The following is a 26,295-nucleotide window of genomic DNA, read 5'->3' as shown; positions in this document are numbered from 1 at the left end:
GCGCCTTCAAGACCCGGTTCCAGCGCGAAGGCCACCCGTCATCTGCGCAGCCGCATCGAAACCGAAAACCTGTCTGCTGGATGCACGGAGACAGACATCTCGAATACTTCTCCCTCCGCATCGAGGTAACGGCGCACGATCTTCAGCGCCGACGCGCCCACCTCCACCTGGAGCCTCCCGGCCATGACGCCATCCGTGATCGTGAACGCCCGGACGTCCTGGTGTATCTCGGCGATATGGCGGTCATAGCGCTCTTCGATCAATGAGCTGATCAACGTATCCGGCGAAGCCCTGACGAGATCCCCGATCTCGGCATAGCGCGGGTCGACGTACACGTCGGTCCAACCGATCGGCATCGCACCCTCGTCTCCGACCATCCGCAAGCTGGAGATGCGCAGCCAGGGCGTTCCGTCGCCGCAGCCCAACTCCTTGGCGAGCTCGCCTGTCACCGTCTCCTGTTCGATCGACTGCACCGCTCGCAGATGCTCTGCGCCGAACTGAACGAGATCGTCGACGGATGCCAACGACGGCCGGAAGCTGGGTCTGGGCTTCATAGAAACGACCCGTGTCCCCACGTTCTTGCGCCTAGACACGAGCCCGAGTTGCTGCAGCTCGGCCAATGCCGCCCGCACGGTGTGCCTGCTGGTGCCGTAGTGCCTGCACAGCTCCAGTTCGGTAGGTAGCAGCGCGCCCACGGCGAAGTGCCCCGAAGTGATCGCGTCGGTCAGATGGCGGGCGATGTTCGAGAAGTTGGCCTTCTGCGGAGCCGGTTCGAGGGTGGTGTTCATGGCTACAGGGTAAACCCCAGATCGAATTTATGTCCGAACATATTACAGTTTCATATGTCCGGACATATAGGCGTTCGGCCCCACCATTTCAAGAGGCATCCATGTCGACTCCTTCGCTTCCCATGGCCAGCACGGTCGTGGATTCCATCCTCTTTCGCGATGCTTTCGGCACGCAGAAGATGCGTCAGATCTTCTCGGACAGCGCGCTCATTCAGCGCTACATCGATGCCGAAGTCGCGCTGGCCAAGGCCCAAGCGCGGGTCGGCGTGATCCCCGCCGACGCAGCCGAGGTGATCGCACGCGAATCGAAGATCGAGCGCATCGACTTCGATCACATGCGCCAGGAGACCGACATCGTCGGCTACCCCATCCTCCCGCTGGTGCATCAGCTGGTCGAAATGTGCGGCGAAGCGGGCCGGTACGTGCACTGGGGTGCCACGACCCAGGACATCATGGACACCGCTGTCGCGCTGCAGGTGCGCGATGCACTCGACAGCGTCGATGAGGACATCCGCGAACTGCGCGGCATCCTGGCCTCGCTTGCGAAGAAGCACCGGGACACGCCGATGGCCGGACGCACCCACCTGCAGCAGGCGCTGCCTGTGACCTTCGGCTACAAGGTTGCGATCTGGCTCGCCATGTTCGATCGGCATCAGCAGCGCCTCGCCGAGCTGCGCCCACGCGTCGCGCTCGTCGAGTTCGCCGGTGCCGCGGGCACGCTGGCGTCGCTCGGCGACAAGGGCTTCGAGGTTCAGGAGGCGATGGCCGAAGAACTCGACCTCGGCGTTCCTGCCACCACCTGGCACGTGGCACGCGACGGTTTTGCCGAAGCCGTGAACCTGCTGGCCCTCATCACGGGCTCGCTCGGCAAGATCGCACTGGACATCATGATCATGGCGTCGACCGAGTTCGCGGAGGTCTACGAGCCATTCGTCAAGGGCCGCGGCGCATCGAGCACGATGCCGCAAAAGCGCAATCCGATTTCCAGCGAGCTGATGCTGGCGGCCTCCAAGGCGGTGCGCCAGCACGCCGGGCTGATGGTCGATGCGATGGTGCAGGACTTCGAGCGCGCCACCGGCCCGTGGCACGCCGAATGGATCGCGATTCCAGAAAGTTTCATCCTTGCCTCGGGCGCCTTGCATCAGGCCAAGTTCGCACTGGGCGGGCTGATCGTCGACGAGGCCCGCATGGCGCACAACCTGGGCATCACCAAGGGCCTGATCGTGGCCGAGGCGGTGATGATGGGGATGGCCCCGCACATCGGCCGCCAGCAGGCGCACGACGTCGTCTACGACGCCTGCCGCACCGTGAATGAGCAGGGCGGCACGCTGGCCGAGGCGCTTATCGCGCTGCCCGAAGTCACGAAGCATTTCGACCGCGCCACCATCGATCGCCTGACCGACCCCGCCAACTACCTCGGCCTCGCGCCGCTGATGGTGGACCGCGCGCTGGCGTTGTCCGCCGCAGTCGGCGCCTGAAGCACATCCCCTTTCGAACCCACCGGCTTCGGCTCGCGCGCCGCAGCTGTCCGCTGTCGCATCCATCCCTCCAGGAGACAACATGAAGTCGATCTTGAAACTGAGCGCCATTGCCTTGGCATTCGCCGCGAGCGGCGCCATCGCGCAAACCTACCCGGCCAAGCCGGTGACCTGGGTCGTGCCCTTCGCTGCCGGCGGGCCGACCGACGCGCTCGCGCGCAACATCGCCGAGCGCGTGGCGCGCGAGATCGGCCAGCCGATCATCATCGACAACACGCCTGGCGCGGGCGGCACGGTCGGTGCCGCCAAGGCGGCGCGTGCGACGCCGGACGGCTACACCATGCTGGTCGGTCACATGGGCTACATGGGCGCGGCACCCGCGCTGTACAAGAAGCTCAACTACGACCCCGTGAAGGACTTTGCGCCGGTGTTCCGCTTTCCGGACACCCCGCTGGTGCTGATGGTTCGCAAGGATCATCCGATCAAGGACGTGAAGGCGCTGGTGGATTTCGGCAAGGCCAATCCGGACAAGATGTTCATCAGCAACGCGGGCGTCGGCTCCAGTTCGCATCTGATCGCTGCACTGTTCGCATCGTCTGCGGGCATCAAGATTTCACAGGTTCCGTACAAGGGTGCCGGGCCGGCGCTGGTCGACGTGATCGGTGGGCAAGTGGACGGGATGTTCGATCAGACCAACACCGCATTGCCGCAGATCAAGGAAGCGAAGGTGCGGGCGCTGGCCGTCACTTCGAAGGTGCGACTGCCTCAGCTCAAGGACGTCCCGACCCTTTCGGAAACCGTGCTGCCGAACTTCGAGGCTTCCACCTGGTACGGCATCTATGCACCCAAGGGAACGCCGCAGCCTGTGCTGGACAAGGTGCAAGCGGCCTACCAGAAGGTCATGACCGACAAGGCGTTCACGGACAAGATGGCCGAGCAGGCGATCCAGTTGCTGCCGGCCGATCAATACACTGGTGCTGCATTGGGCAAGCACACCGAAAGCGAGGTCGCACGCTGGAAGACGGTCGCAGCCAAGACCAACATCTCGCTGGATTGAGCATGGGCGGGCCGCCCGCCTGCCCGTCGCAGCCTGCTCGCCAGCGGCAGGGTCGGCAAGCGCGCGCGGGCGGGTGGGTGATGCGCAGGCCAACAACAATCGGGTAAGTTACGGCAATCATGAAAATTGCCACCTGGAACGTCAATTCCCTCACCGCCCGCCTGCAGCATGTGCTCGACTGGCTCGTCGCCAACCCGGTCGATGTGCTGTGTCTGCAGGAGCTGAAGATGAGCGACGACAAGTTTCCGCTCGAAGTGCTCAAGGCGGCCGGCTACGAGGCTGCGGTATTCGGCCAGAAGACCTACAACGGCGTCGCGATCCTGAGCCTGGCGCCGGTGCGCGATGTCGTGAAGAACATCACCGGCTTCACCGACGAGCAGTCGCGCGTGATCGCGGCCACGCTCGACACGCCGGCCGGCGAAGTGCGGGTGGTCAACGGCTACTTCGTCAACGGCCAGGCGCCGGGCACCGAGAAGTTCGAATACAAGATGGGCTGGCTGCGCGCGCTGCGCGACTGGCTGCGCGAGGAACTGGCTGCGCACCCGAACCTAGTGCTGCTTGGCGACTTCAACATCGTGCTGGAAGACCGCGACAGCTTCGACCCGGTCGGGCTGGCCGAAACCATCCACCACACCACCGAAGAGCGCGATCAGTTCAAGGCACTGCTGAAGCTGGGCCTGACCGATGCCTTCCGGCTGTTCGACCAACCGCCCAAGAGCTACTCATGGTGGGACTACCGCATGCTCGGCTACCAGAAGAACCGCGGCCTGCGCATCGACCACATCCTGGTGAGCGAACCGCTGGTGCCGCAGGTGAAAAGCTGCGTGATCGACCGCGTCCCGCGCAAGTGGGAAAAGCCCAGCGACCACGCACCAGTCGTGCTGGAAATCTAGCCAGGTCCAGCCCGCCCTAAAGCACTGCACCTTTCCAGAAACACCGCGGAACCGGCTCCGCCGGTCCGCCGGTCCGCCGGTGTTGCCCCCGGCAGGGGGAAGGAGGCTACACGCAGTGAGCAAGCCTGGGGGCGAGCAACTACTCAATGCCGAGTTCCTGAATCTTGCGCGTGATGGTGTTGCGGCCGATGCCGAGCTTCTGCGCGGCCTCGATGCGGCGGCCACGGGTGTTGGCCAGCGCAGTCAGGATCAGGCGCGATTCGAAGCGGCGCGACAGCGCATCCCACACGTCGTGCCGGCCGGCGGCCAGCAGCGCCTGCGCTTCGAGCTCGAGCCCGCTCTCCCAGGCATCGCTGCGTGGTGCCTCGTGTGGTGCTGCCTCGGTCACGGCAGGCGCAATAGCGTGTGCCGGAGCCGACGCCGCAGGCGCCAGCGGCTCGCGTTCGGCCGGCGCGCTGTGGGTAGCCGGCACCGCCGCCGCGCCGAAGCCGCCCGAAGTGGCTTCGACCACAGCGCCCGCGATCACTTCCGGCGGCAGATCCTTGGGTTCGATCAATTGCGCCGGTGCCATCACCGTGAGCCAGTGGCAGATGTTTTCGAGCTGGCGCACATTGCCCGGAAAGCCGAAGGTCGACAGCTGAACCAGCGCGGCATCGGAGATGCGCTTGGGGTCGACACCGAGTTGCTTGGCGCTCTGCTGCAGGAAATGGCGCGTCAGGGCGGGCACGTCTTCACGCCGCTCGCGCAATGCGGGCAGCCGCAGCCGGATCACGTTGAGACGGTGAAACAAGTCTTCGCGAAAGCCACCGTGCTTGACGCGCTGTTCCAGATCCTGGTGCGTTGCCGCGATCACGCGCACGTTCGCCTTGACGGCGTTGTGGCCACCGACGCGGTAGAAATGCCCGTCGCTCAACACGCGCAGCAGGCGCGTCTGCAGGTCGAACGGCATATCGCCGATTTCGTCGAGAAACAGCGTTCCGCCATCGGCTTGCTCGAAGCGGCCGCGACGCATGGTTTGGGCACCGGTGAAGGCGCCGCGCTCGTGGCCGAACAGCTCGCTCTCCAGCAGATCCTTGGGAATCGCTGCGGTGTTGATGGCCACGAACGGGCCGTCAGTGCGTGGCGAATGCTTGTGCAGGGCTCGCGCCACCAGCTCCTTGCCCGAGCCGGATTCACCGGTGATGAGCACCGTCACATTGCTCTGCGAGAGGCGGCCGATGGCGCGGAACACGTCCTGCATCGCAGGGGCCTGGCCCAGCATTTCGGGGGCGGCCACCATGCGCTCTTCGGCCACTTCCTCGCGCTGGCTTTCGTCGACGGCGCGGCGAATCAGCTCGACGGCACGCGGCAGATCGAAGGGCTTCGGCAGGTATTCGAAAGCGCCGCCCTGAAACGCCGAAACGGCGCTGTCGAGGTCGGAGTACGCGGTCATGATGATGACCGGCAGGCCGGGGTGCTTGACCTTGATCTTGTCGAGCAGTTCGAGGCCCGAACCGCCGGGCATGCGGATGTCGCTCACCAGAACCTGAGGGCCCTGGGACTCGTCGTCGTTGGCAGCTTCGAGCGCCGCCAGCACTTCGCGGGTGTTGGTGAAACTGCGCGTCGGCAGGTTCTCGCGCAGCAGCGCTTTCTCGAGCACGAAGCGTATCGATTGGTCGTCATCCACTATCCAGATCGGCTTCATGCAGCTCCTTGTCGCCCTGGCTGCTAAGGCAGCGGTATCAATATCTTGAAATCGGTTCGGCCCGGGACGCTGTCGCACTCGATCACGCCGTGATGCTGTTGTACGAAGGTTTGCGCAAGTGTCAGACCCAACCCGGTTCCGCCGTCCCTGCCCGATACGAGCGGGTAGAAGATGCGGTCCTTGATCGTGTCCGGCACACCCGGTCCATTGTCAATGACATGCAATTCCAGTGCCAGTCGATACCACTGTTTGTTGAAGATGACCTGACGCGCAATGCGGGTTTTGAAAGTAATCTGCGCATCGCCCGCGGCGCGCCGCTCGGTGAGCGCCTGCGCGGCGTTGTGAACGATGTTGAGCGTGGCCTGGATCAGCTGCTCGCGGTCGCCGCGAAACTCCGGAATCGAGACGTCGAAGTCGCGCTCGATGTGCAGGTCGCGCGGAAACTCGGCGAGGATCACCGAGCGCACCCGCTCGCAAACCTCGTGGATGTTGACGTCGCCCACCACATGCGGGCGGCGATGCGGCGCCAGCAGCCGATCGACCAGCGTCTGCAGCCGGTCGGCCTCGTGGATGATCACCTGCGTGTATTCGATCAGGTCGCGTGACTCGACCTCCATCTGCAGCAGTTGCGCGGCGCCGCGAATGCCGCCGAGCGGGTTCTTGATCTCGTGGGCGAGGTTGCGGATCAGTTCCTTGTTGGCCTGCGCCTGGTCGAGCAGGCGTTCTTCCCGGTCTTGCCGAACCTGGCTCTCGAGCGGCGACATCTCGATGATCAGTTCGCCGCTCTTGTCGGTTTGTGCCAGCGTCACCTGTACCGGCATGAGCTCGTGGTTCACGCGCCGCAGGAACGCCTCATAGCGCAGCGTGGCGAAATCGTGGCTGTGTGCGCCGTCGATGGCAGTGCGCAGCACCGCGGGCTCCTGAAAGCACGCGCCGAACTGCGAGCCTTCGAGCGTGCGGCGCGACGTGCCGAGGGCGTCCTCGAGCGCCGCGTTGGCAAACAGCACCGCGCCGTCGGTGCGCACCACGGCAATCAGCGTGGCGAGCAGGTCGAAGGGCTGAAAACGCTTGTTGGAGGCGGGGGCCTTGCCAAAGGCCATGGCTACTGGGAGGCGGCCGGCAGCCGGCCGATTTCGCGGCGAATGCCGGCGATGTCGCTTTCGTTGCGTGCGATCTCGGCTTTCATTTCGGCCACGCGGTCCAGGTACTTCTGGTAGTTGCGGCCTTCGCTGCCCTGCTTCTCCGGCTCGCCGTTGTTGTAGTCCTTGAGCAGCTCGGCCTGGCGCGCTTCGGCCTTCTTGAGTTCGGACTGCAGCACCGAGCGGGCTTCGCCATCACGGGCACGTTGATCGACCCCCTCCACGCGCGGGCTGCCCGGGGGCGCCTTGACCGCCGCGCCGCCGCCGCCGGAAGGCGCCGTCGCGGCGCGTGCCGAGCCCTGGACCACCGTGACGTTACCGCCCTCCATGATCTTGCAGCCGCGTTTCTGCGCGTCGGTCGCGTTGTTGGTGTACTCGTTGCCGCAGCGCCAGACGCGCTCCTGCGCGAACGCAGGCGCGACAGCCATCATGGCCATTGGCAACAAAAGAAAGGAAACAACAGTCTTCATGGTGTTGGAGGAAGTGCGCGGCAAAGTGCCATTTTCGTGCAATTCGATGCCGATGCCAGTCGCATGTTCCCGCCCAAAGAAAAAGGACGGCGCCAGGCCGTCCTTATTTAACGCGGTGGACCCTTTCAGGGGGCCGCCGCATCGGCTCGCAACATTACAGCGAGTAGTACATGTCGAACTCGACCGGATGGGTCGCCATGCGGAAGCGCGTGACTTCCTGCATCTTGAGGTCGATGTAGGCGTCGATGTACGAATCGGTGAACACACCGCCCTTGGTCAGGAACGCACGATCCTTGTCGAGGTATTCCAGAGCCTGGTCGAGGCTGTGGCACACGGTCGGGATCAGCGCGTCTTCTTCCGGCGGCAGGTGGTACAGATCCTTGCTGGCAGCTTCGCCCGGATCGATCTTGTTCTCGACGCCGTCGAGGCCGGCCATCAGCAGCGCGGCGAAACCGAGGTACGGGTTCATCAGCGGATCGGGGAAGCGTGCTTCGACGCGGCGGCCCTTCGGGTTGGCCACGAACGGGATGCGGATCGAGGCCGAGCGGTTCTTGGCCGAGTAGGCCAGCTTCACCGGGGCTTCGAAGCCGGGCACCAGGCGCTTGTAGCTGTTGGTGCCGGGGTTCGTGATGGCGTTCAGCGCACGGGCGTGCTTGATGATGCCGCCGATGTAGTGCAGCGCGAATTCCGAGAGGCCTGCATAGCCGTCACCGGCGAACAGGTTCTTGCCGTCCTTCCAGACCGACTGGTGCACGTGCATGCCGGAGCCATTGTCGCCAACGATGGGCTTGGGCATGAAGGTGGCGGTCTTGCCGTAGGCATGGGCCACGTTGTGGATCACGTACTTCTGCAGCTGGACCCAGTCGGCGCGCTGGATCAGCGTGCTGAAGCGGGTGCCGAGTTCCATCTGGCCGGCGTTCGCCACTTCATGGTGATGCACTTCGACCGGGATGCCGAGCGATTCGAGCACCAGACACATTTCCGAGCGCATGTCCTGGAAGCTGTCGACCGGGGGCACCGGGAAGTAGCCGCCCTTGACGGCCGGACGATGGCCGGTGTTGCCGTGTTCGTATTCCTTGTCGGTGTTCCACGAAGCTTCTTCGGAATCGATCTTCACGAAGCAGCCCGACATGTCGTTCTTCCAGCGCACGCTGTCGAACACGAAGAATTCGGGTTCCGGCCCGAAATAGGCGGTGTCGCCCAGGCCCGAGGCCTTCATGTAGGCCTCGGCGCGCTTGGCCAGCGAACGCGGGTCGCGCTCATAGGCCTTGCCATCCGACGGATCGATCACGTCGCAGGTCAGGATCAGCGTCGTTTCTTCGAAGAAGGGGTCGATGTTGGCGGTGTTCGGGTCGGGCATGAGCTGCATGTCCGAAGCTTCAATGCCCTTCCAGCCAGCGATCGAGGAGCCGTCGAAGGCGTGACCGTCGGTGAACTTGCTTTCGTCGAAAGCGGAAACCGGCACGGTGACGTGCTGTTCCTTGCCACGGGTGTCAGTGAAACGGAAATCGACGAACTTGACCTCGCTTTCCTTCACGAGTTTGAGTACGTCGGCGACGGTCTTGGCCATCAAATTCTCCTTGGTGGATGGTGGTTAGGAATGCGGGGAGAGGGAATGCAGTTTCTGTGCCCATTGCCAGTGTGCGGCGCGCAGGTTTTAGACCCCGCTCGCATCCCAGAATGGGGCTGTATTTAATCATTTTGGTGCATGCTAGTTCATCGCACCATTTCAGGGCCAAGGCGCGCATCGAAGCCGTGCAGCCCCTCGATCAGCTGCGCGTACGCTGCGTCCAGGCCCTCTGAACGGCCTTTGACGCCCAGTTCGATGTGGCGGCCATGCTCCGGATGATCCACGCTCGGCAGGCTGAACACCTTGACGCCGGGATGGGTGCGTTCGACGGCCTCCATCAGCGGCGTGAGCGTGGCCTCCATCGCGCCATAGACGATCACCGACTTCTCGGCGCTCTGGCCGTGCGCAAACAATTCGGCGTAGCGCGTGTCGAGCACCGATTCGATCATCGGCCAGGCCATTACCGGGAAACCGGGCACGAAGTGCACGTCGCCCACGCTGAAGCCGGGAATCTTGTTGTAGGGGTTGCGGATGATCGTGGCGCCCTGCGGGAACACGCCCATGTTGAGGCGGTGGACGTTGTCCGGCCGGTCGGCCTCGTAAGGCACGCCCTGCTCGCGCGCCGTGTCCTGCATGCGCTCGCGGATCAGCAGTTCCGCTTCGGGGTGCAGCGCCAGCGGCACGCCGAGCGCCGCGGCAGCGCACTGCCGCGTGTGGTCGTCGGGCGTGGCACCGATGCCACCGGTCGAGAACACGATGTCGCCCGAGCCGAACGCGCGCTTGAGCGCGGCCGTGATGCGCGCGGGCTCGTCGCCGACGTACTCGGCCCAGTCGAGCGACAGGCCGCGCGCGGCGAGCATCTCGATGACCTTGGGCATGTGCTTGTCGAGCCGCTTGCCCGAGAGGATTTCGTCGCCCACGATGAGCAGACCGATCGCGCGTTTCATGGAGCACCCCACAGTGTTTCGACGGCGCGATCGGCCTCGAGCGCAGGCGCCGGATCGGCGCTCGCGAGCGCGGCGCGCTGCGCCCGCAACTGTGCCAGCGCATCAAGACAATAGTGTGCAAACCAGAGGGCCGAGAACGCGAACACCAGCGTGTAGATCCAGATCGCGAGCGGAACGAGCACGAAGAACGCCGCGGCGAACAACAGGCCGGAGGCCCAGACGATGCTCGGCGCAGCGCCGAGGTAGCCGCACAGCACGCCGATGCCGAGCAGCGGCAACCGGTGCGCGCGCAGCAGTGCGGCGCGCTCCTCAGGGCTGGCATGTTCGGCCAGCGCGTCGAAGCTCATCACGCGGTAGGTGAGCCAGCCCCAGATCAGCGGCGGCAGGATCAGCACCAGCGGTGGAATCAGCCACAGCGGCATCGAGACCACCAGCGCAACCAGCGCCAGCAGCGTGAGCCCGAGCGAGCGGGCCACGCTGCCGATGAAGGAAGCGCCCTTCTTCTGTTCCAGCGCCGGAAAGCGGCGCTCACCAACCAGCCGCGTGAGTGCCGGCGCCATGAAGCCGGCCACGATCACCAGCGACACCACGACCAGCAGCGGCGTCGCCGCGAAAACCACCACGAGCGGGGCGAGCATGGCTGTCACGTCGCCGGAGAACAGGCGGCCGATCCAGCCCCAGAAGCTGGAGAGCAGCGGCCAGGCGTCGAGCGCCTCACGCGTCCAGGCCACCGTCGGCGCCCAGAAGAAGTAGCCGAACAGTGCCGCCAGCGCCACCATGAGCCCGAGCGGCAGCAGCGACAGCAGCATCACGCGCGGTCGCAGGCAATAGGCCACCGCACGCCAGAAAGAATCAAGAAGGAGGCGCATCGCTGCCGAGGATACGCTACGAATTCAGCGGCCCAGCATGCGCCTGAGCCCCGTCCATTGCTGGGCCCAGAAGCCGCGCCCGTAGTCACGCACGCGGCCGGCGGCATCGGGCTCGACCTGATCGCGTATGCCGGTGGCGTCGTAGCGGTTCTCGAAGTTGCCGGTGCGAAACAGCATGTCCCACCACGGCAGCAGCACGCCGAAGTTGTGGCCGCCCAGCGTACGGGGGCCAGCCGACTCGTGGCCCAGCCCGATGCTGTGGTGCAGCCGGTGGAAGCGCGGACTGATCCAGAGCCGCTCGCCGATGGCGCCGAACGACAGCCGAAGATTGGCGTGCTGCAGGCTCTCGCTGAGCTGCGTGAACGCGACGATCGCGATGAACTGGCCCGGCGCCACGCCGATGAGCTGTGCCACCACCACGATGATCGTGTCGTGGATCACGTCGTCGAGCAGGTGGTTGCGGTTGTCGCTCCACATCGTCATCTGGCGCTGCGAGTGGTGCAGCGAATGCAGCCCCCACCACCAGTTGAACTGGTGCTGGCCCCGGTGGATCAGGTACTCCACGAAGTCGAGCACGACGAGGTAGATGGCGAAGGCGATCAATGGCACGTCGGTCACGCCGGGCCAGAGTTCGTCCAGGTGCAGGCTGCCCCAACCCGCGCCGCGCAGCGAGCCCATCACCTCGTCGAACAGCGGATCGAGCGCGAAGAACATGCCCAGGCGAAACAGCCCAAGCCGGTGGATCACCGTGTAGAGGATGTCGGTGCGAATCGCGGGCCGGTCGCTCACCGGCTCCACCGGGCGCCAACGCTGCAGCGGGCCGATCAGCGCCAGCAGGATCGCGATCTGGATCAGGCCGACCAGCAGCCAGCCGGTGGCATCGAACGCATCCTCCACCCAGCCGCCCAGTCCGACGGCGTAGACCAGCGGCTGCACCGCGGCTTCGAAGAGCCACTGCTGCACCGCAGCGAAGTGGTCGGTGAACCAGTCCATGTCAGGAATGCTTTGCGATCCAGTCGCGGTAGTCGGGGTGCTGGCGCAGGGTCTGGAAGCAGAAGCCCTTCTCCTTCAGGCCCACGATCAGCGGCTCGAGGTCGGCCGGCGCCCACGGATCCTTGCGCGACCAGATGCCGAGATGCGCCAGCAGGATGTCGCCGGGCCGGATCCGGTCGAGCGCCTGCGCGAGCAGCTTCTCGTTGCTGAAGGTCTCGCTCGGCAACTCGTCGCCGAGGAAGCCGGCCGGCGACCAGCCCACGTGCGCATAGCCGCAGGCCTTGGCGGCGGCCAGCAGCTTTGGCGAGGTTTTGCCGCCGGGCGCGCGGAACAGCGGCAGCGGCTTCTTGCCCGTGACGAATTCGAGCCTGTCGGAGGCCTTGGCGATGTTCTCGCAGTACTGCGCGGCGCTCCACGTGAACTCGCGCCCGGCAAAGGCGCCGGCCGACGGCTTCACGCGAAACCGCGGCTCGACGCTCTTCTCGTCGCCGCGCCAGTAGACGTGGTCGTAGGTATGCGAACCGAATTCATTGCCCTCGGCCGCGCGTGCCTTCCACCAGGCGGCCCAGTGGTTGTCGAGGCTGTCGCCGTCGGTCTGGGTGCGCTCGGCCGCGGCAAAGAACGTAACGCGCACGTTCTGCCGCTTGAGCACGTCGGCCACCAGCGGGGCAACGCCCATGTGGCCGGTGTCGAGAGTCAGATAAACCGGCTTCTCGCACGTGGCCTGGGCCAACACAGCAGTGGGCACGACCAGAAACAAGCCCCAAAAAGCCGAGCGCAAGCGCGCCACCATGCGTGAGACACCGCGGAACCGGCTCCGCCGGGCCGCCGGTGTCGCCCCCGGCGAGGGGGTTGGCGAAGCGACACGCAGTGCGCGAAGCCTGGGGGAGCGCTTACCTCGATGCATGGTCGAGTGTCCAGACGCCATGCGGCGAGCGGCCGACATTCACCTGCCGCACCACCTTGTGCGCAGCGAGGTCGACCACGCTGAGCTTCTTGGCCCAGCGCGACGTGACGAACAGGGTCTTGCCGTCGGCCGACACGTCCATGCAGTCGGGGCCGCCGGGCACCGGGTACTCGTCAATCACCTTCAGAGTCGCCAGGTCGATGCGGCTGACGCTGTTGGCCACGCGGTTGCTGATGAACACGGTCTTGCCGTCGCCCGCGGCGCGGAACGCGTGCGCGCCCTTGCCGGTGGGAATCTTGCCGACCAGTTTGGGTTGCGCGCCGGCCACGTCGAACACCTGCACGCCGTCGCTGCCGGTCAGGCCGACGAGCAGGGTCTTGTCGCCGTGGATGCCGAAGATGTCGGCCGGCATCGCGCCCGTCGGCATGCGCCAGCGGATGGTTTGCGTGGCGAGGTCGACCGCGATGAGTTCGTCGCTGTCCTGCATCGTGACGTAGGCCACCGTGCTGGCGCGGTCGATCCAGATGTGGCTCGGCGTCTTGCCGGTGGGGATGCGCTTGACGAGCTTGAGGTCCTTGCCGTCCCAACGATAGATATCGACATGGTTGAGCCGGTTGGCGGCCGTGACGAACCACTTCATGTCGTGCGAGAACTGGAGCTGGTACGGGTCGATGATCCCGTACACCACGCGCTGCACCTCGGCCGTGCGCGGATTCAGGAATGTCAGCGAATCGCCGGCCGAGTTGGCCACGATCACCGACTGCTCGTCCGGCGTCAGGTACAGGTGATGGGGTTCCTTGCCGGTCTGGATACGCTGCTTTTCCGTCCAGCTGGCGGGATCGATCACGCTCACGGTGGCATCGAGCGAATTGAGCACGAAGATCGGCGGCGGTTCGGCCGCGCCGGCATGCGACAGCAAAGAGGCGGCGGACAACAAAAAGGCCGCGATGCGGCCACCGGGGAGAGCAAAAAAGCGCAAGGGGAGATTCCGGAAGAAGTCGTTCGATTTTAACGGCCGAGCCCGACCGTCGGCTGACCGGCCCTGGCTGTTTCAGCGGGCGCTACGCAATGCCTCGACCTGTTCGGCGCTGAGCCAGCGCCATTGGCCGGGCGCCAGATCCTCGGGCAGCGCAAGCGCTCCGATCGACGAGCGATGCAAGGCTTCGACCCGGTTGCCGACGGCTGCCACCATGCGCTTGACCTGGTGGTACTTGCCTTCGGTCAGGGTCAGCCGCAGGTGGAGCGGCGCCACCGCTTCGCAGGCTGCGGCAAGCACCGGCTTCGGGTCGTCGTCGAGCACCACGCCGGCGAGCAGCTTCTGCAGCTGGCCTTCGTCGAGCGGGTGCTTGACCGTGACCTCGTACACCTTGGGCACATGGTGCTTCGGCGACCCCATGCGGTGAATGAACTGGCCATCGTCGGTCAGCAGCAGCAGGCCGGTGGTGTCCTGGTCCAGCCGGCCGATGGCCTGCACGCCCTGCACTGCGCCCTTGTTGGGCCGCAGCCGCAACGGCGACGGCAGCAGCGTGTAGATGCTCGGCCAGGTCGAGGGCTTTTGCGAGCACTCGGTGCCGGCCGGCTTGTGCAGCATCAGGTAGGCCTTCTCGTGGTACTCCCACTCGGTGCCTTGCACCGTGAAGCGCAGCCCTTGCGCCGTCAGATCGACAGCGGAGTCCGCGACAACGGCGCCCGCGATGGTCACAAAGCCCTGTTGAATCAGCCCGGCGCAAACGCGCCGGGTGCCGAAGCCCTGGCTGTAGAGGATGTCCTGCAAGAGCACGGTTCAGTAGCCCAGCGCCAGGCCGGTGTTGCGGCGCGGATCGTTGGCGCCGTAGAAGCGGTTGTTGCCGACCGGCTTGCCACCCAGCGATGGCGCACCGACGATGATCGCGGCCAGATGGTTGGCCGGGTGCGGCACGCCGAGGTTGTGGCCCATGTCGGTCAACAGCTTGCGCGTGTCGTGGCTGATGGCATGGGCCTCGACATTGGTCACGTCCGGCAGCCATTGCTGGTGGAAGCGCGGCGCGTCGACCGCTTCCTGCACGTTCATGCCGTAGTCGATCGCGTTCAGGAGGGTCAGCAGCACCGCGGTGATGATGCGGCTGCCGCCCGGCGTGCCGACCACCATGACGGGCTTGCCATCTTTGGTGACGATGGTCGGGCTCATCGAACTCAGCGGGCGCTTGCCGGGTGCGATCACGTTGGCTTCACCCTGCACCAGGCCATAAAGATTCGGCACGCCGATCTTCGAGGTGAAGTCGTCCATCTCGTTGTTCAGCAGCACGCCGGTCTTGGCGGCCGTGACCTTGGCGCCGAACCAGTCGTTCAGCGTGTAGGTGACCGACACCGCATTGCCCCACTGGTCGGTGATCGAGTAGTGGGTGGTGTTGCTGCCCTCGTGTGGCGCCACGCCCGGCTTGATGTCCTTGGAGACGCCGGCCTTCTTCGGATCGATCACGGCGCGGATCTTCTCGGCGTAGCCCTTGTCGAGCAGGCGGTCGAGCGGATTCTTCACGAAGTCGGGGTCGCCCAGGTAGCTGTTGCGATCCACGTAGGCGTGGCGCATGGCCTCGATCTGGTAGTGCACCGCCTCTGCCGACCGGTAGCCGAGCTCCTTGAGCGGATGGCCCTCGAGGATGTTGAGGATCTCGCAGATCACCACGCCGCCCGAACTCGGCGGCGGCGCTGACACGACCTTGTAGCCCCGGTAGTCGCATTCGATCGGTGCGAGCTCGCGGGTCTTGTACTGGTCGAGATCGGCCTGGGTGATGATGCCCTTGCCGGCCTGACTCGAGGCCACGATGGCGGCGCCGACCGGGCCCTTGTAGAAGCCGTCGACACCGTTGGTGCTGATGGCCCTGAGCGTTTTCGCCAGATCCTTCTGCACCAGCTTCTGGCCGACCGCGAAGGGCTCGCCCCTGTTCAGGAAGATCGCGCCCGACACCGGATCTTTCCTGAAATCGGCAGTGGCGGTCGCCAGCATGTCGACGTCGCCCTGCTGCAGCACAAAGCCTTTTTCGGCCAGCGCGATCGACGGTGCGATCAGCGCGGCGCGCTTCATGGTGCCGTATTTCTCGCGCGCCATTTCCATGCCCGACACGGTGCCAGGCACACCGACCGCGAGGTGACCGTTGGTGCTCAGGCCCTTGACGACGTTGCCGTCCTTGTCGAGGTACATGTTGGCGGTGGCGGCCAGTGGCGCCTTCTCGCGGAAGTCGAGAAAGGTCTTTCGGCCGTCGGCCAGTTGCATGGTCATGAAGCCGCCGCCACCGAGGTTGCCGGCAGCAGGGTAGACAACCGCCAGCGCGTAGCCCACGGCCACCGCTGCGTCGACCGCGTTGCCGCCCTTCTTGAGCACGTCGACGCCGACCCGCGACGCGAGGTGCTGCGCGCTGACGACCATCCCGTTCTGCGCCGCAACGGGCGCGTGCGATGCGGCGTGCAAGTGCGCCGCGCCCGCCAGCGTGAGCGCCGCGGCGACGGTGGCGCGCAAACCGGATGTCCAGCAGCGATATTGCTTCATTCAGACCTCTCCTTGGGTTTCAGCAGCGGATACCGGATCAGGCTGCCAGAAGCCCCTTGCGCCGCAGGTCCTTCAGCGCGAGCGCCACCTGCTGCCGCGTGAAGTCGCGCAGCGCGCCCTCTTCGGTCAGCAACTGGTCGTCCTTGATGAAGCGCAGCCGCTCGGCGCGCGCTTCGCCCGCAAGATGCTCGGCCAGCGCCTCGTGCCCATGGGCGCCATCGAGCAGCGGCAGCAGGCAGCGCTCGAGCGGCGACAACGCGACCTGCTCGTGCCACTGGTTGCAGGCAGTGGCACTGGGGCCGGTGCTCAGCGCAAGGCCCGGCGCGTGGCGCACCGCGTCGAGGGCCCGGGGAAATTCGGACACCTGCGCTGCGGCCTCGACCGGGCTGCGCCGCAGCCGCACCGCGCCCAGGATCAGCAGTTCTTCGAGCATCGCCATCACGAAGGGCTCGACCGCGCTGCGCGGCTCACCCGTGCGGGTGGAGACCTCGGTGACCAGGGCATCGGGCAGCACGGCCGCCGGATAGTTCTGATCCAGCACCTGGGCCACCGCCTTGTGCACCGGCAGGCGCAACGTGACCTTGAGATTGCGGATCGCGGTGCAGGGCTGCTCGGGCCCGTCGAGCGCGATCGGGGTGCCGTCGTCGGGCAGGAAAACGCCGGCATAGCCGAGCACGCGCAGCCGGGTCGGATCGAGCCGGTAACGGATCTCGCCGACACGCTCCTTCTTGACCAGCAGCGTCTGGCGGAAAGTGCGATTGACCAGAAAGTCGAGGTACTGCTCGATCATGATCTGGCTGCCGCCGCATTCGCGCAGCAGCGGCTCGCGCACCTTCTCGCCGTAGTTCTGCACGAACATGGTCGAGGGCTCGGCATCGGCCAGATAGGCCAGGCCATGCGCGCCCGCGCGCTCGACGAATTCCTTGAAATAGCAGGGCGCATTGCAGGGCTCGAGGAACTCGTGCAGCAGGTAGGAGCTGTTCGCATTCCGCACGATCGGCATCGTTTCCTCGAGCGTTTTCTTCAGCACGCTGTCCGGTCGGGCCGACTGTTCGAGGAACTCGAGCATGCCGCGCGCGTACGAGAGCTTCTCGTCGGGTTCGTCGCGCGGACCACCGCGCAGGATCATCGCGTCACGCACGATCTCGCGCGCCTTCCAGCCCGGGTAAACGTTGTAGCTGACATAGGCCACGCCATTCGGGGCCAGGTTTTCCGAGCAGACACGCAGGATCGCGTCCTGCACTGCCGGCGGCACCCAGCTGTAGACGCCGTGGCAGACGATGTAGTCGAACTGACCGAACGATGCGTCGATGTCGGCGATGTTGAAGGCGCGCAGTTCGACATTGCCGAGCTTCGTGTGCCCGATGGCCGCCACGCCCTGCGCCACCTGCACCGGCGACAGGTCGATGCCCAAGGCTCTGGCGCCCGGATGCCGTGCCGCAAACGGGAGCAGGTTGCCGCCCGCCGCGCAGCCCAACTCCAACACCCGAGCCTGTGCGGGCGGCGTGGCATCGAGTCCGAACAGGTAGGCCAGCGATTCCAGATGCTCTGCAGCCGTCTGCGGAAATGGATGCGAGTCGTACGGGACCGTGTCGTAGTAGCTCGTGATCGCAGAGGTCAGGGTGTCCGGCATGTTGTTTTCCTGGGGAATAAGACCGGCCGCCTGGCAGGCCTCCAGCGGCACTGACTATAGCCACGAATCCCGCAGTCCTAAAAACAAAGCCCGGTCGTCGCAAGACGGCCGGGCCTGTCCGGTGGTTGGTGGAGCTGGGGGGATTTGAACCCCCGTCCGCAAGCCTTCTTCGCGCAGATCTACATGCTTAGCGATCTGATTTGAGTCTCGCTCCCGGAGTCGCGCAGTCGCACGCTAAACCGGACGCCAGCACCCTATTTTCTCGCCCCGACCCAAGGTACCCGGATCGGAGCCAGCCCATGTAATTATCTTTGCAGCCGGGAGGTGTCAGATTGCTCTGTCACCCCCTTGCCCAGCCCATCGGCCTGCTGTTGCAAAGCTCACTGGCAATTAAGCAGCGAGTGCGAAACGTTCGTCGTTTGCAGTTAGTTTGTTTGAATCTGTTTTACGAGCGCATTCAGCTCGACATGCCCCGCTGCGATTCCGAACCCACGTCGAAACCAGTGCAGCCCCAAGACTCGCATTTTAGGCCTGCTTCAGCATTTGCAAGAGTTCCAGCGGCGATGCGATGGCCGCATGGGCATTCCAAAGGTTGGCGTCGGCCTGGTCGCCCATGTAGCCGTAGGTCGCCGCGACCGTCTGCATGCCGGCTGCGCGCCCGGCAACGATGTCGCGCTCGTCATCCCCCACATACATGCAGCGCCCGGGGGCAACGCCAAGCCGGCGCGCCGCCTCCAGAAGCGGCTCCGGATGCGGCTTGGAAAACGGGGTGGTGTCACCGCTCACGATGGCGCCGGCACTCGCGAACAGTGGCATGGCCCGTGTGAGCGGATCGGTAAAGCGGGCCGCCTTGTTGGTCACCACGCCCCAGCCCAGGCCCTGGGCACGCAGCGCATCGACCAGTTCGGGTATGCCGTCGAAGACGGGGGTTCCAGTGAGCATGCGGGTTTCGTAGTTCACATAGAACTCTTCGCGCAGGGCATCGAACTCCGCCGCCTCGGGGGTGATGCCGAAGGCAACGCCAAGCATGCCACGCGCGCCCGCGCCGGCCAGCGGCCGATACAACGCCTGTGGCAGGGAAGGCATGCCGCGGTCGGTGCGCATCTTGTCGGCCGCGGCACCGAGCTCGGGGGCGCTGTCGACCAGCGTGCCGTCAAGATCGAACAGCACGGCCAGGATGTCGTGCCGCTGCTTCACAGGGAGGCTGCCGGCCGTTGCGTTGCGAACATGTAGTTCACGCTGGTGTCGTCGTTGAGCCAGTAGCGCCGCGTCACCGGGTTGTGCTGCAAACCCTTGGTCTGCCGCAGTTCCAGCCCCGCACTCCGGCAGTAAGCAGCAAGTTCGCTCGGCCGGATCAGCTTCTGGTACTCGTGCGTTCCTCGCGGCAGCATGCCGAGCACGTACTCGGCGCCCACGATCGCGAGCATGAACGCCTTGAAATTGCGATGGATGGTCGAAAAGAACACCCAGCCGCCCGGTTTGACCAGCGCGGCGCAGGCTTGAACGACCGAGGCCGGCTGCGGCACGTGTTCGAGCATTTCCATGCAGGTGACCACGTCGAAGCTGCCCGGTTGCTCGGCTGCCAGCGCCTCGACACTGACCTCCCGGTACTTGACGCCGCGCGTGCCGGCTTCGAGCGCGTGCAGCTGAGCCACCTTGAGCGCCTTGTCGGCCAGGTCGATGCCGAGCACGTCGGCGCCTTTTCGCGCCATGGCATCGGCCAGGATGCCGCCGCCGCAACCGACGTCGAGCGCGCGCTGACCCGCTATCGGCGAAATGCCGTCAATCCAGTCGAGCCGCAACGGATTGATTTCGTGCAATGGCCGGAATTCGCTGTCCAGATCCCACCAGCGATGGGCCAATTCCGAAAATTTGGCCAACTCCGCGGGGTCGGCATTCAAGTTATTTGTCATCGGACGATTATGAAGCGGACATAAAAAAACCCCGCCGTAGCGGGGTTCCTTAAGAATCCTTTCGGATTACTTAGTTGGCGCGGGTACCGACAACTTCGATTTCCACGCGACGGTTCTTGGCGCGACCTTCCTTGGTGCGGTTGTCCGCAACAGGTTGCTTCTCGCCCTTGCCTTCGGTGTACACGCGGTTGCGTTCGATGCCCTTGGAGACCAGGTAGGCCTTGACGGCTTCTGCACGGCGAACCGACAGGCGCTGGTTGTAGGCGTCCGAGCCAATCGAGTCGGTATGGCCGACGGCGATGATGACTTCAAGGTTCACGCCCTTGATCTTCGAGACCAGATCGTCGAGCTTCGCACGGCCTTCAGGCTTCAGAACCGACTTGTCGAAGTCGAAGAAGGCGTCAGCAGCGAAGGTAACCTTCGACGCAGCAACTGCGGGGCCAGCGGCCGGCGGAACCACTGCGGCCGGGGCGGCGGGGGTCACTGCAGGAGCGGGGACGATCGCGCCGTCGCAACCGGCGGCTGCGGTAGCAGGCGTCCAGTTGGCATCGCGCCAGCACAGTTCATTGGTGCCGTTCTTCCAGACGAGTTCGCCGGTGCCGTTTTGCCAGTTGTCGATCGTAGGACCGCCATTTGCTGCGGTGACACGGGTCTGCGCGCCGGCGGCAGTGGCGAGCGCAGCGACTGCAAACATCATCGCCACTTTATTCAGTTTCTTCATGGTTCTCCTCTTGGGGAAAAAGCCGCAGCCGCGCTGCGAATCAAGGACGCTTTAAGTGACCACCACCCAAAACGTTGAGGCGATTGTGCCATAGGGTCTTTGGCAAACAGGCCGCCGCCGCCCCCGGAATCGTAGGACGGAGGCGGAATAGCCGCCTTGTGTTGCGGCGTTGCGACACCCCTCACGGCGTAAAATTTCGCCTCCTTGCTGTCTGCGTGCCGCTCATGACCTCGTTCGCCAAAGAAACCCTGCCCATCAGTCTCGAAGAGGAGATGCGCCGCAGTTACCTCGACTACGCCATGAGCGTGATCGTCGGTCGCGCCCTGCCGGATGCCCGGGACGGCCTCAAACCGGTGCATCGGCGCGTGCTGTACGGCATGCACGAGCAAAACAACGATTGGAATCGGGCGTTCCGAAAGAGCGCGCGGATCGTGGGCGACGTGATGGGTAAATACCACCCGCACGGCGACAGCGCGATTTACGACACGATCGTCCGGATGGCGCAGCCCTTTTCATTGCGCCACATGCTGGTCGATGGCCAAGGCAATTTCGGCTCTGTCGACGGTGACAACGCGGCGGCCATGCGCTATACCGAAATCCGGCTGACCAAGATCGCCCATGAGTTGCTGGCGGATATCGACAAGGAAACTGTCGACTACGGCCCCAACTACGATGGTTCCGAGCAGGAGCCGCTTGTCCTGCCCGCGCGGTTCCCCAACCTGCTGGTCAATGGTTCGGCCGGGATCGCCGTCGGGATGGCCACCAACATTCCGCCCCACAACCTCAATGAAGTGGTGGACGCCTGCCTGCATCTGCTGCGACAACCGGAAGCTTCGATCGACGAGCTGATGGAAATCGTCCCGGCGCCCGACTTCCCCACCGGCGGCATCATCTACGGCATCAACGGCATCAAGGACGGTTACCGCACTGGCCGCGGCAAGGTGATCATGCGTGCGAAGTGCCACTTCGAAGACATCGACCGTGGCCAGCGCCAGGCGATCATCGTCGACGAGCTGCCCTACCAGGTCAACAAGAAGACGCTGCAGGAGCGCATGGCCGAGCTGGTGCACGAGAAGAAGATAGAGGGCATCAGCCACATCCAGGACGAGTCCGACAAGTCCGGCATGCGCCTGGTGATCGAGCTCAAGCGCGGCGAAGTGCCCGAGGTGGTGCTGAACAACCTCTATAAGCAGACGCAACTGCAGGACACCTTCGGCATCAACATGGTGGCGCTGGTCGACGGCCAGCCGAAGCTCTGCAATCTGAAAGACCTGATCCAGGTCTTCCTGCAGCACCGGCGCGAAGTGGTGACGCGCCGCACGGTGTTCACGCTGCGCAAGGCGCGCGAACGCGGCCATGTGCTCGAAGGCCTGGCGGTAGCGCTTGCCAACATCGACGATTTCATCGCGATCATCCGCAACGCCCCGACGCCGCCGGTGGCCAAGACCGACCTGATGGCTCGCCGCTGGGACAGCAAGCTGGTGCGTGAGATGCTCACCCGCACGCGTGCCGATGGCGGCGTGGTCAATGCCGACGACTATCGCCCGGAGGGCCTCGAAGCCGATTTCGGTATGGGTAACGACGGCCTCTACCGGCTGTCGGAAACGCAAGCGCAGGAAATCCTGCAAATGCGCCTGCAGCGCCTGACCGGCCTGGAGCAGGACAAGATCGTCGTCGAATACAAGGAAGTAATGTCCGAGATCGAGGATCTGCTCGACATCCTGGCCAAGCCGGAGCGCGTGTCGGTCATCATCGGCGACGAACTGGGCTCGATCAAGCAGGAGTTCGGCCAGACCAAGCTGGGCGCGCGCCGCAGCCAGGTCGAGCACAGCGCCTACGACCTCTCGACCGAAGACCTGATCACGCCGACCGACATGGTCGTGACGCTCTCGCACAGCGGCTACATCAAGAGCCAGCCGCTCGGCGAATACCGGGCCCAGAAGCGCGGCGGCCGCGGCAAGCAGGCCACTGCAACCAAGGAAGACGACTGGATCGACCAGCTCTTCATCGCCAACACGCACGACTACATCCTGTGCTTCTCGAACCGGGGCCGGCTCTACTGGCTCAAGGTCTGGGAGGTTCCAGCGGGCTCGCGCGGCTCCCGCGGCCGCCCGATCGTCAACATGTTCCCGCTGCAGGAAGGCGAGAAGATCAATGTGGTGCTGGCCCTGACCGGCGAGAAGCGCACCTTCCCGGCCGACCAGTTCGTGTTCATGGCCACCTCGATGGGCACGGTCAAGAAGACCACGCTCGACGAATTCAGCAACCCGCGCAAGGCCGGCATCATCGCGGTCGATCTTGATCCGGGCGACTACCTGATCGGCGCCGCACTGACCGACGGCGCGCATGACGTGATGCTGTTCTCCGATGGCGGCAAGGCTGTGCGCTTTGACGAGAACGATGTGCGGCCGATGGGCCGCAATGCACGCGGAGTGCGCGGCATGATGCTGGAAGACGGCCAGGGCGTGATTGCCATGCTGGTGGCCGAAGACGAACAGCAAAGCGTGCTGACGGCCACGGAAAATGGTTACGGGAAACGTACAAGCATTACCGAATACACGCGTCATGGTCGCGGAACCAAAGGCATGATTGCCATTCAACAGAGTGAGCGCAACGGAAAGGTCGTTGCGGCCACACTGGTGCATTCGGACGATGAGATCATGCTCATCACCGACAAGGGTGTGCTTGTGCGCACCCGGGTCGCCGAAATCCGCGAGCTGGGCCGCGCCACCCAAGGCGTGACCCTGATCGGCCTCGACGAAGGGGCCAAGCTCAGCGGGCTGCAGCGCATCGTCGAGAACGATGCCAACGGCGACATCGAATCCACTCCTGAACCTGAAGACAATCCAACATCCTGAACGGAAGAAACTGAATGAAGAAAACCCTCAAGCTCGCACTCGTCGCTGCCACCCTGGCCACCAGCTCCATCGGCTGGGCACAGGACGGCAAGGCCGCCCTCGTCAAGCAACTCATCGACCTGCAACGCCCTGGCATCGAAGTGCTGGCCCGCAGCCTCGTGGAAGACTCGAGCGCGCCGATCGCCCAGGCCGGCTCCGGCTACCTGCAATCGCAAGTGCCAGCCGAAAAGCGCGAAGCTGCTGCCAAGGCGGCCGATGCCGAGCTCAAGAAGTATTTCGACGAGGCCTACCCGATCCTGCGCGACAAGGCCATGACGCTGGCACCGACCACGCTCGGCCCGGTCATGACCGACAACTTCAGCGAAGACGAACTGCGCCAACTCATCGCATGGCTCAGCTCGCCGCTGCGCAAGAAGTACGACGAGCTCAACCCGAAGATGGGTGAGGCACTGACGAAGCAGCTGGTGGCAGAAACCAAGCCGACCATCGAACCCAAGCTGCGCGCGCTCGACGCATCGGTCGCCAAGGCCCTCGGCGCGCCGACCAGCGCACCTGCCGGCGCACAGGGCAAGGCACCTGCCGCCGCGCCTGCCAAAGCACCCGCCAAGAAGTGATGCCCGCGCCGGGCACGCGGCCTTACAACTTCTCCGCCGGCCCGGCCGCAATGCCGGAGGCGGTGCTGCGCCGTGCCGCCGCCGAAATGCTCGACTGGCAGGGCAGCGGCATGAGCGTGATGGAAATGAGCCATCGCGGCAAGGAGTTCGGCGTCATTCTTGCGCAGGCCGAAAGCGACCTGCGCACCCTGCTGGCGGTTCCCGACCAGTTCCACATCCTGTTCATGCAGGGCGGCGGACTGGGCGAGAACGCGATTGTTCCGTTGAACCTGTCGCGCGGCGGCGCGGCCGATTTCGTGATCACGGGCAGCTGGAGCATCAAGTCGCACAAGGAAGCGCAGCGCTACTGCGCCGCGCGCATCGCCGCGAGCAATGCGGCCGACGGCCATCTCAGCCTGCCCGATCCGGCCGGCTGGCAGATCGGCGCCGATGCCGCCTATGTGCACCTGTGCAGCAACGAGACCATCAACGGCATCGAGTTCCAGCAGTTGCCTGACCTTGCCGCACTCGGCAGCAAGGCGCCGCTGGTGATCGATTTTTCGTCGCATGTGGCCTCGCGCCCGGTCGACTGGGCACGCGTCGGCCTGGCTTTCGGCGGTGCCCAAAAAAACCTCGGGCCGGCCGGACTCACGATCGTGGTCGTGCGCGACGACCTGCTGGGGCACGCCCTGGAGATCTGCCCGAGCGCATTCAACTACAAGATCGTGGCGGACAACCGGTCGATGTACAACACGCCGCCGACCTGGGGCATCTACATGGCCGGGCTCACCTTCCAGTGGCTGCGCGAGCAGACCGAAGGCGCACTGACGGGCGTGGAGGCAATGGCGCAGCGCAACATCGCCAAGGCGCGGCTGCTGTACGACTTCATCGATGGCTCGGACTTCTACCTCAACAAGGTGGCCGCAGATTGCCGCTCCCGCATGAACGTGCCCTTCTTCCTGGCCGACGAAAGCCGCAACGACGCATTCCTGGCCGGTGCTCGCGCAGCGGACCTGCTGCAACTCAAGGGCCACAAGTCCGTGGGTGGCATGCGGGCCAGCATCTACAACGCGATGCCGCTCGAGGGTGTGCAGGCACTGGTGAACTACATGCGAGAATTTGAACGATCGCATGCCTGACACCGCACCGCCCTCCCCCACACCGCCCCCCGAAGCCTCTGCCAGCCTGGCCGAGCTGCGCGTGCAGATCGACGCGCTCGACCAGCAGCTGCTCGGCCTGCTGAATCAGCGCGCCCACGTGGCGGAGCTGGTGGGCGAGATCAAGAAGCGCGAGGGCACGCCTTTCTTCCGTCCGGATCGCGTGGCGCAGGTCATCGACAAGATGGAGCGCAGCAACCCCGGGCCGCTCAAGGCCCCGCACGTGTCGGCCATCTGGCGCGAAATCATGTCGGCCTGCCTGGCACTCGAATCGCCGCAGCGCGTCGCGGTGCTCGGCCCCGAAGGCACATTCTGCGAGCAGGCCGCGGTCGAATACTTTGGCGGTGCGGCCGACCTGGCCTATTGCGCGAGTTTCGACGAGGTGTTCCACGCCACCGCCAGCGGCAGCGCCCAGTACGGCGTGGTCGGCGTCGAGAACTCGAACGAGGGCGTGGTGACGCGTTCGCTCGACATGTTCCTGCATTCGCCTGCGCATGTGGTCGGCGAGGTCAGCCTGCTGGTGCGCCACAACCTGCTGCGAACCACCAACTCGCTGGCCGGCATCGAAGCGGTTCTGGCCCATCCGCAGGCGCTGGCCCAATGCCAGACCTGGCTGTCCAAGCATCTGCCCGACGTGGAGCGGCGCGCAGTATCCAGCAATGCCGAAGGCGCCCGACTGGCCGCTTCCAACCCGGCCTGGGCCGGCTTGGCCAGCGAGCGCGCCGCAACGCGTTTCGGCCTCCACATCGTGGCCCACGCGATCCAGGACGACGCCTACAACCGCACCCGCTTCGCGATCATCTGCCTGCCGCAGACGCTGGCCATGCCACCCGCCTCGGGACGCGACTGCACCAGCCTGATCGTTTCGGTTCCGAACCGTCCGGGCGCAGTGCACGATTTGCTGGTGCCATTGAAGAATCATGGCGTTTCGATGACACGGTTCGAGTCGCGGCCTGCGCGCACCGGCCAGTGGGAGTACTACTTCTACATCGACCTCGACGGACACCCCTCCCAGCCCCACGTGGCGGCCGCGCTGGCCGAATTGCGTGCGCTGTGCGCCTTCTACAAGGTGCTGGGTGCCTATCCCGTGACCGCCTGATCG

General features: G+C 65.0%; 23 protein-coding genes and 1 other RNA gene. 7 read left to right on the top strand and 17 right to left on the bottom strand.

Annotated features, from left to right (window positions below; all coding sequences use genetic code 11):
• Positions 1-38: 38 nt before the first annotated feature.
• A complete protein-coding gene (locus QTI05_RS15645) occupies positions 39-788 on the bottom strand; it encodes a GntR family transcriptional regulator (RefSeq protein ID WP_286622147.1) in 750 nt (249 codons plus the stop codon).
• A 101-nt stretch (positions 789-889) separates the two neighbouring features.
• On the opposite strand from QTI05_RS15645, the gene pcaB reads away from it, so the two are divergent.
• The 3 genes from pcaB to xth all read left to right on the top strand — a co-directional run bounded on the left by pcaB (position 890) and on the right by xth (position 4,216).
• Positions 890-2,266 carry a 3-carboxy-cis,cis-muconate cycloisomerase gene (gene pcaB, locus QTI05_RS15640; RefSeq protein ID WP_286622146.1) on the top strand — a complete coding sequence of 459 codons (1,377 nt, stop codon included), beginning with the start codon at positions 890-892 and terminating at the stop codon, positions 2,264-2,266.
• An 82-nt stretch (positions 2,267-2,348) separates the two neighbouring features.
• Positions 2,349-3,323: a tripartite tricarboxylate transporter substrate binding protein BugD gene (locus tag QTI05_RS15635; protein WP_286622145.1), complete on the top strand. Its 975-nt coding sequence runs from the start codon at positions 2,349-2,351 to the stop codon at positions 3,321-3,323.
• A gap of 119 nt (positions 3,324-3,442) precedes the next feature.
• Entirely contained in the window at positions 3,443-4,216 is a 774-nt protein-coding gene (xth, locus tag QTI05_RS15630) for an exodeoxyribonuclease III (protein WP_286545830.1), read from the top strand.
• A gap of 139 nt (positions 4,217-4,355) precedes the next feature.
• Here xth and ntrC read toward each other — a convergent pair whose 3' ends face one another.
• The 16 genes from ntrC to ompA all read right to left on the bottom strand — a co-directional run bounded on the left by ntrC (position 4,356) and on the right by ompA (position 20,585).
• Entirely contained in the window at positions 4,356-5,900 is a 1,545-nt protein-coding gene (gene ntrC, locus QTI05_RS15625) for a nitrogen regulation protein NR(I) (RefSeq protein ID WP_286545828.1), read from the bottom strand.
• Between the two features lie 23 nt (positions 5,901-5,923).
• Entirely contained in the window at positions 5,924-7,000 is a 1,077-nt protein-coding gene (gene glnL, locus QTI05_RS15620; RefSeq protein ID WP_286545827.1) for a nitrogen regulation protein NR(II), read from the bottom strand.
• Between the two features lie 2 nt (positions 7,001-7,002).
• Positions 7,003-7,509 (bottom strand): hypothetical protein, encoded by a 507-nt coding sequence (locus tag QTI05_RS15615; RefSeq protein ID WP_286545825.1) that lies wholly within the window; start codon positions 7,507-7,509, stop codon positions 7,003-7,005.
• Between the two features lie 154 nt (positions 7,510-7,663).
• The gene (gene glnA / locus QTI05_RS15610) at positions 7,664-9,079 is read right to left on the bottom strand and encodes a type I glutamate--ammonia ligase (protein WP_286545824.1); all 1,416 of its coding nucleotides are present in this window, start codon (positions 9,077-9,079) and stop codon (positions 7,664-7,666) included.
• A gap of 146 nt (positions 9,080-9,225) precedes the next feature.
• Positions 9,226-10,026, bottom strand: a complete 801-nt coding sequence (locus QTI05_RS15605) for a competence/damage-inducible protein A (RefSeq protein ID WP_286545823.1) — start codon at positions 10,024-10,026, stop codon at positions 9,226-9,228.
• Entirely contained in the window at positions 10,023-10,895 is an 873-nt protein-coding gene (locus tag QTI05_RS15600; RefSeq protein ID WP_286622144.1) for an EI24 domain-containing protein, read from the bottom strand. The genes QTI05_RS15605 and QTI05_RS15600 overlap by 4 nt, the downstream gene beginning before the upstream one ends.
• 24 nt (positions 10,896-10,919) lie before the next feature.
• On the bottom strand, positions 10,920-11,888 hold the full coding sequence (locus QTI05_RS15595) for a sterol desaturase family protein (protein ID WP_286622143.1): 969 nt from the start codon (positions 11,886-11,888) through the stop codon (positions 10,920-10,922).
• 1 nt (position 11,889) lies between these two features.
• Positions 11,890-12,681 (bottom strand): polysaccharide deacetylase family protein, encoded by a 792-nt coding sequence (locus tag QTI05_RS15590; protein ID WP_444812909.1) that lies wholly within the window; start codon positions 12,679-12,681, stop codon positions 11,890-11,892.
• A 100-nt stretch (positions 12,682-12,781) separates the two neighbouring features.
• Positions 12,782-13,774 carry a YncE family protein gene (locus tag QTI05_RS15585; protein WP_286622141.1) on the bottom strand — a complete coding sequence of 331 codons (993 nt, stop codon included), beginning with the start codon at positions 13,772-13,774 and terminating at the stop codon, positions 12,782-12,784.
• Positions 13,775-13,846: 72 nt separating this feature from the next.
• A complete protein-coding gene (locus tag QTI05_RS15580; RefSeq protein ID WP_286622140.1) occupies positions 13,847-14,575 on the bottom strand; it encodes a pseudouridine synthase in 729 nt (242 codons plus the stop codon).
• A 3-nt stretch (positions 14,576-14,578) separates the two neighbouring features.
• Complete coding sequence (gene ggt / locus QTI05_RS15575; RefSeq protein WP_444812925.1) at positions 14,579-16,198, bottom strand: gamma-glutamyltransferase; 1,620 nt, start codon at positions 16,196-16,198, stop codon at positions 14,579-14,581.
• A 157-nt stretch (positions 16,199-16,355) separates the two neighbouring features.
• Positions 16,356-17,951: a methyltransferase regulatory domain-containing protein gene (locus QTI05_RS15570; RefSeq protein WP_286622137.1), complete on the bottom strand. Its 1,596-nt coding sequence runs from the start codon at positions 17,949-17,951 to the stop codon at positions 16,356-16,358.
• Positions 17,952-18,077: 126 nt separating this feature from the next.
• Positions 18,078-18,464, bottom strand: a transfer-messenger RNA (tmRNA) gene (gene ssrA / locus QTI05_RS15565).
• 12 nt (positions 18,465-18,476) lie between these two features.
• Positions 18,477-19,148, bottom strand: coding sequence for an HAD-IA family hydrolase (locus QTI05_RS15560; RefSeq protein ID WP_286622135.1), 672 nt, complete (start codon positions 19,146-19,148; stop codon positions 18,477-18,479).
• Positions 19,145-19,864 carry a bifunctional 2-polyprenyl-6-hydroxyphenol methylase/3-demethylubiquinol 3-O-methyltransferase UbiG gene (gene ubiG / locus QTI05_RS15555; RefSeq protein ID WP_286622134.1) on the bottom strand — a complete coding sequence of 240 codons (720 nt, stop codon included), beginning with the start codon at positions 19,862-19,864 and terminating at the stop codon, positions 19,145-19,147. The genes QTI05_RS15560 and ubiG overlap by 4 nt, the downstream gene beginning before the upstream one ends.
• Positions 19,865-19,934: 70 nt before the next feature.
• Positions 19,935-20,585, bottom strand: coding sequence for an outer membrane protein OmpA (ompA, locus tag QTI05_RS15550; RefSeq protein ID WP_286545808.1), 651 nt, complete (start codon positions 20,583-20,585; stop codon positions 19,935-19,937).
• A gap of 224 nt (positions 20,586-20,809) precedes the next feature.
• Here ompA and gyrA point away from each other — a divergent pair, with 224 nt between their 5' ends.
• The 4 genes from gyrA to pheA are packed head-to-tail and all read left to right on the top strand — an operon-like array spanning position 20,810 to position 26,292.
• The gene (gene gyrA / locus QTI05_RS15545; RefSeq protein WP_286622133.1) at positions 20,810-23,443 is read left to right on the top strand and encodes a DNA gyrase subunit A; all 2,634 of its coding nucleotides are present in this window, start codon (positions 20,810-20,812) and stop codon (positions 23,441-23,443) included.
• A gap of 14 nt (positions 23,444-23,457) precedes the next feature.
• On the top strand, positions 23,458-24,057 hold the full coding sequence (locus QTI05_RS15540; protein ID WP_286622132.1) for a DUF2059 domain-containing protein: 600 nt from the start codon (positions 23,458-23,460) through the stop codon (positions 24,055-24,057).
• On the top strand, positions 24,057-25,175 hold the full coding sequence (gene serC / locus QTI05_RS15535) for a 3-phosphoserine/phosphohydroxythreonine transaminase (RefSeq protein ID WP_286622130.1): 1,119 nt from the start codon (positions 24,057-24,059) through the stop codon (positions 25,173-25,175). The genes QTI05_RS15540 and serC overlap by 1 nt, the downstream gene beginning before the upstream one ends.
• Positions 25,168-26,292 (top strand): prephenate dehydratase, encoded by a 1,125-nt coding sequence (gene pheA / locus QTI05_RS15530; RefSeq protein ID WP_286545802.1) that lies wholly within the window; start codon positions 25,168-25,170, stop codon positions 26,290-26,292. The genes serC and pheA overlap by 8 nt, the downstream gene beginning before the upstream one ends.
• Positions 26,293-26,295: the final 3 nt, after the last annotated feature.

It is taken from the genome of Variovorax fucosicus (assembly GCF_030316825.1).
Lineage (GTDB): Bacteria > Pseudomonadota > Gammaproteobacteria > Burkholderiales > Burkholderiaceae_C > Variovorax > Variovorax fucosicus.
This window is presented reverse-complemented; position numbering and strand designations above follow the sequence as displayed.

Bases quoted from the DNA above. Each gene is read 5' to 3' on its own strand.
- QTI05_RS15645 (WP_286622147.1), bottom strand. From the start codon at position 788: ATGAACACCACCCTCGAACCGGCTCCGCAGAAGGCCAACTTCTCGAAC.
- pcaB (WP_286622146.1), top strand. From the start codon at position 890: ATGTCGACTCCTTCGCTTCCCATGGCCAGCACGGTCGTGGATTCCATC.
- QTI05_RS15635 (WP_286622145.1), top strand. From the start codon at position 2,349: ATGAAGTCGATCTTGAAACTGAGCGCCATTGCCTTGGCATTCGCCGCG.
- xth (WP_286545830.1), top strand. From the start codon at position 3,443: ATGAAAATTGCCACCTGGAACGTCAATTCCCTCACCGCCCGCCTGCAG.
- ntrC (WP_286545828.1), bottom strand. From the start codon at position 5,900: ATGAAGCCGATCTGGATAGTGGATGACGACCAATCGATACGCTTCGTG.
- glnL (WP_286545827.1), bottom strand. From the start codon at position 7,000: ATGGCCTTTGGCAAGGCCCCCGCCTCCAACAAGCGTTTTCAGCCCTTC.
- QTI05_RS15615 (WP_286545825.1), bottom strand. From the start codon at position 7,509: ATGAAGACTGTTGTTTCCTTTCTTTTGTTGCCAATGGCCATGATGGCT.
- glnA (WP_286545824.1), bottom strand. From the start codon at position 9,079: ATGGCCAAGACCGTCGCCGACGTACTCAAACTCGTGAAGGAAAGCGAG.
- QTI05_RS15605 (WP_286545823.1), bottom strand. From the start codon at position 10,026: ATGAAACGCGCGATCGGTCTGCTCATCGTGGGCGACGAAATCCTCTCG.
- QTI05_RS15600 (WP_286622144.1), bottom strand. From the start codon at position 10,895: ATGCGCCTCCTTCTTGATTCTTTCTGGCGTGCGGTGGCCTATTGCCTG.
- QTI05_RS15595 (WP_286622143.1), bottom strand. From the start codon at position 11,888: ATGGACTGGTTCACCGACCACTTCGCTGCGGTGCAGCAGTGGCTCTTC.
- QTI05_RS15590 (WP_444812909.1), bottom strand. From the start codon at position 12,681: ATGGTGGCGCGCTTGCGCTCGGCTTTTTGGGGCTTGTTTCTGGTCGTG.
- ggt (WP_444812925.1), bottom strand. From the start codon at position 16,198: ATGGTCGTCAGCGCGCAGCACCTCGCGTCGCGGGTCGGCGTCGACGTG.
- QTI05_RS15570 (WP_286622137.1), bottom strand. From the start codon at position 17,951: ATGCCGGACACCCTGACCTCTGCGATCACGAGCTACTACGACACGGTC.
- ubiG (WP_286622134.1), bottom strand. From the start codon at position 19,864: ATGACAAATAACTTGAATGCCGACCCCGCGGAGTTGGCCAAATTTTCG.
- ompA (WP_286545808.1), bottom strand. From the start codon at position 20,585: ATGAAGAAACTGAATAAAGTGGCGATGATGTTTGCAGTCGCTGCGCTC.
- gyrA (WP_286622133.1), top strand. From the start codon at position 20,810: ATGACCTCGTTCGCCAAAGAAACCCTGCCCATCAGTCTCGAAGAGGAG.
- QTI05_RS15540 (WP_286622132.1), top strand. From the start codon at position 23,458: ATGAAGAAAACCCTCAAGCTCGCACTCGTCGCTGCCACCCTGGCCACC.
- serC (WP_286622130.1), top strand. From the start codon at position 24,057: ATGCCCGCGCCGGGCACGCGGCCTTACAACTTCTCCGCCGGCCCGGCC.
- pheA (WP_286545802.1), top strand. From the start codon at position 25,168: ATGCCTGACACCGCACCGCCCTCCCCCACACCGCCCCCCGAAGCCTCT.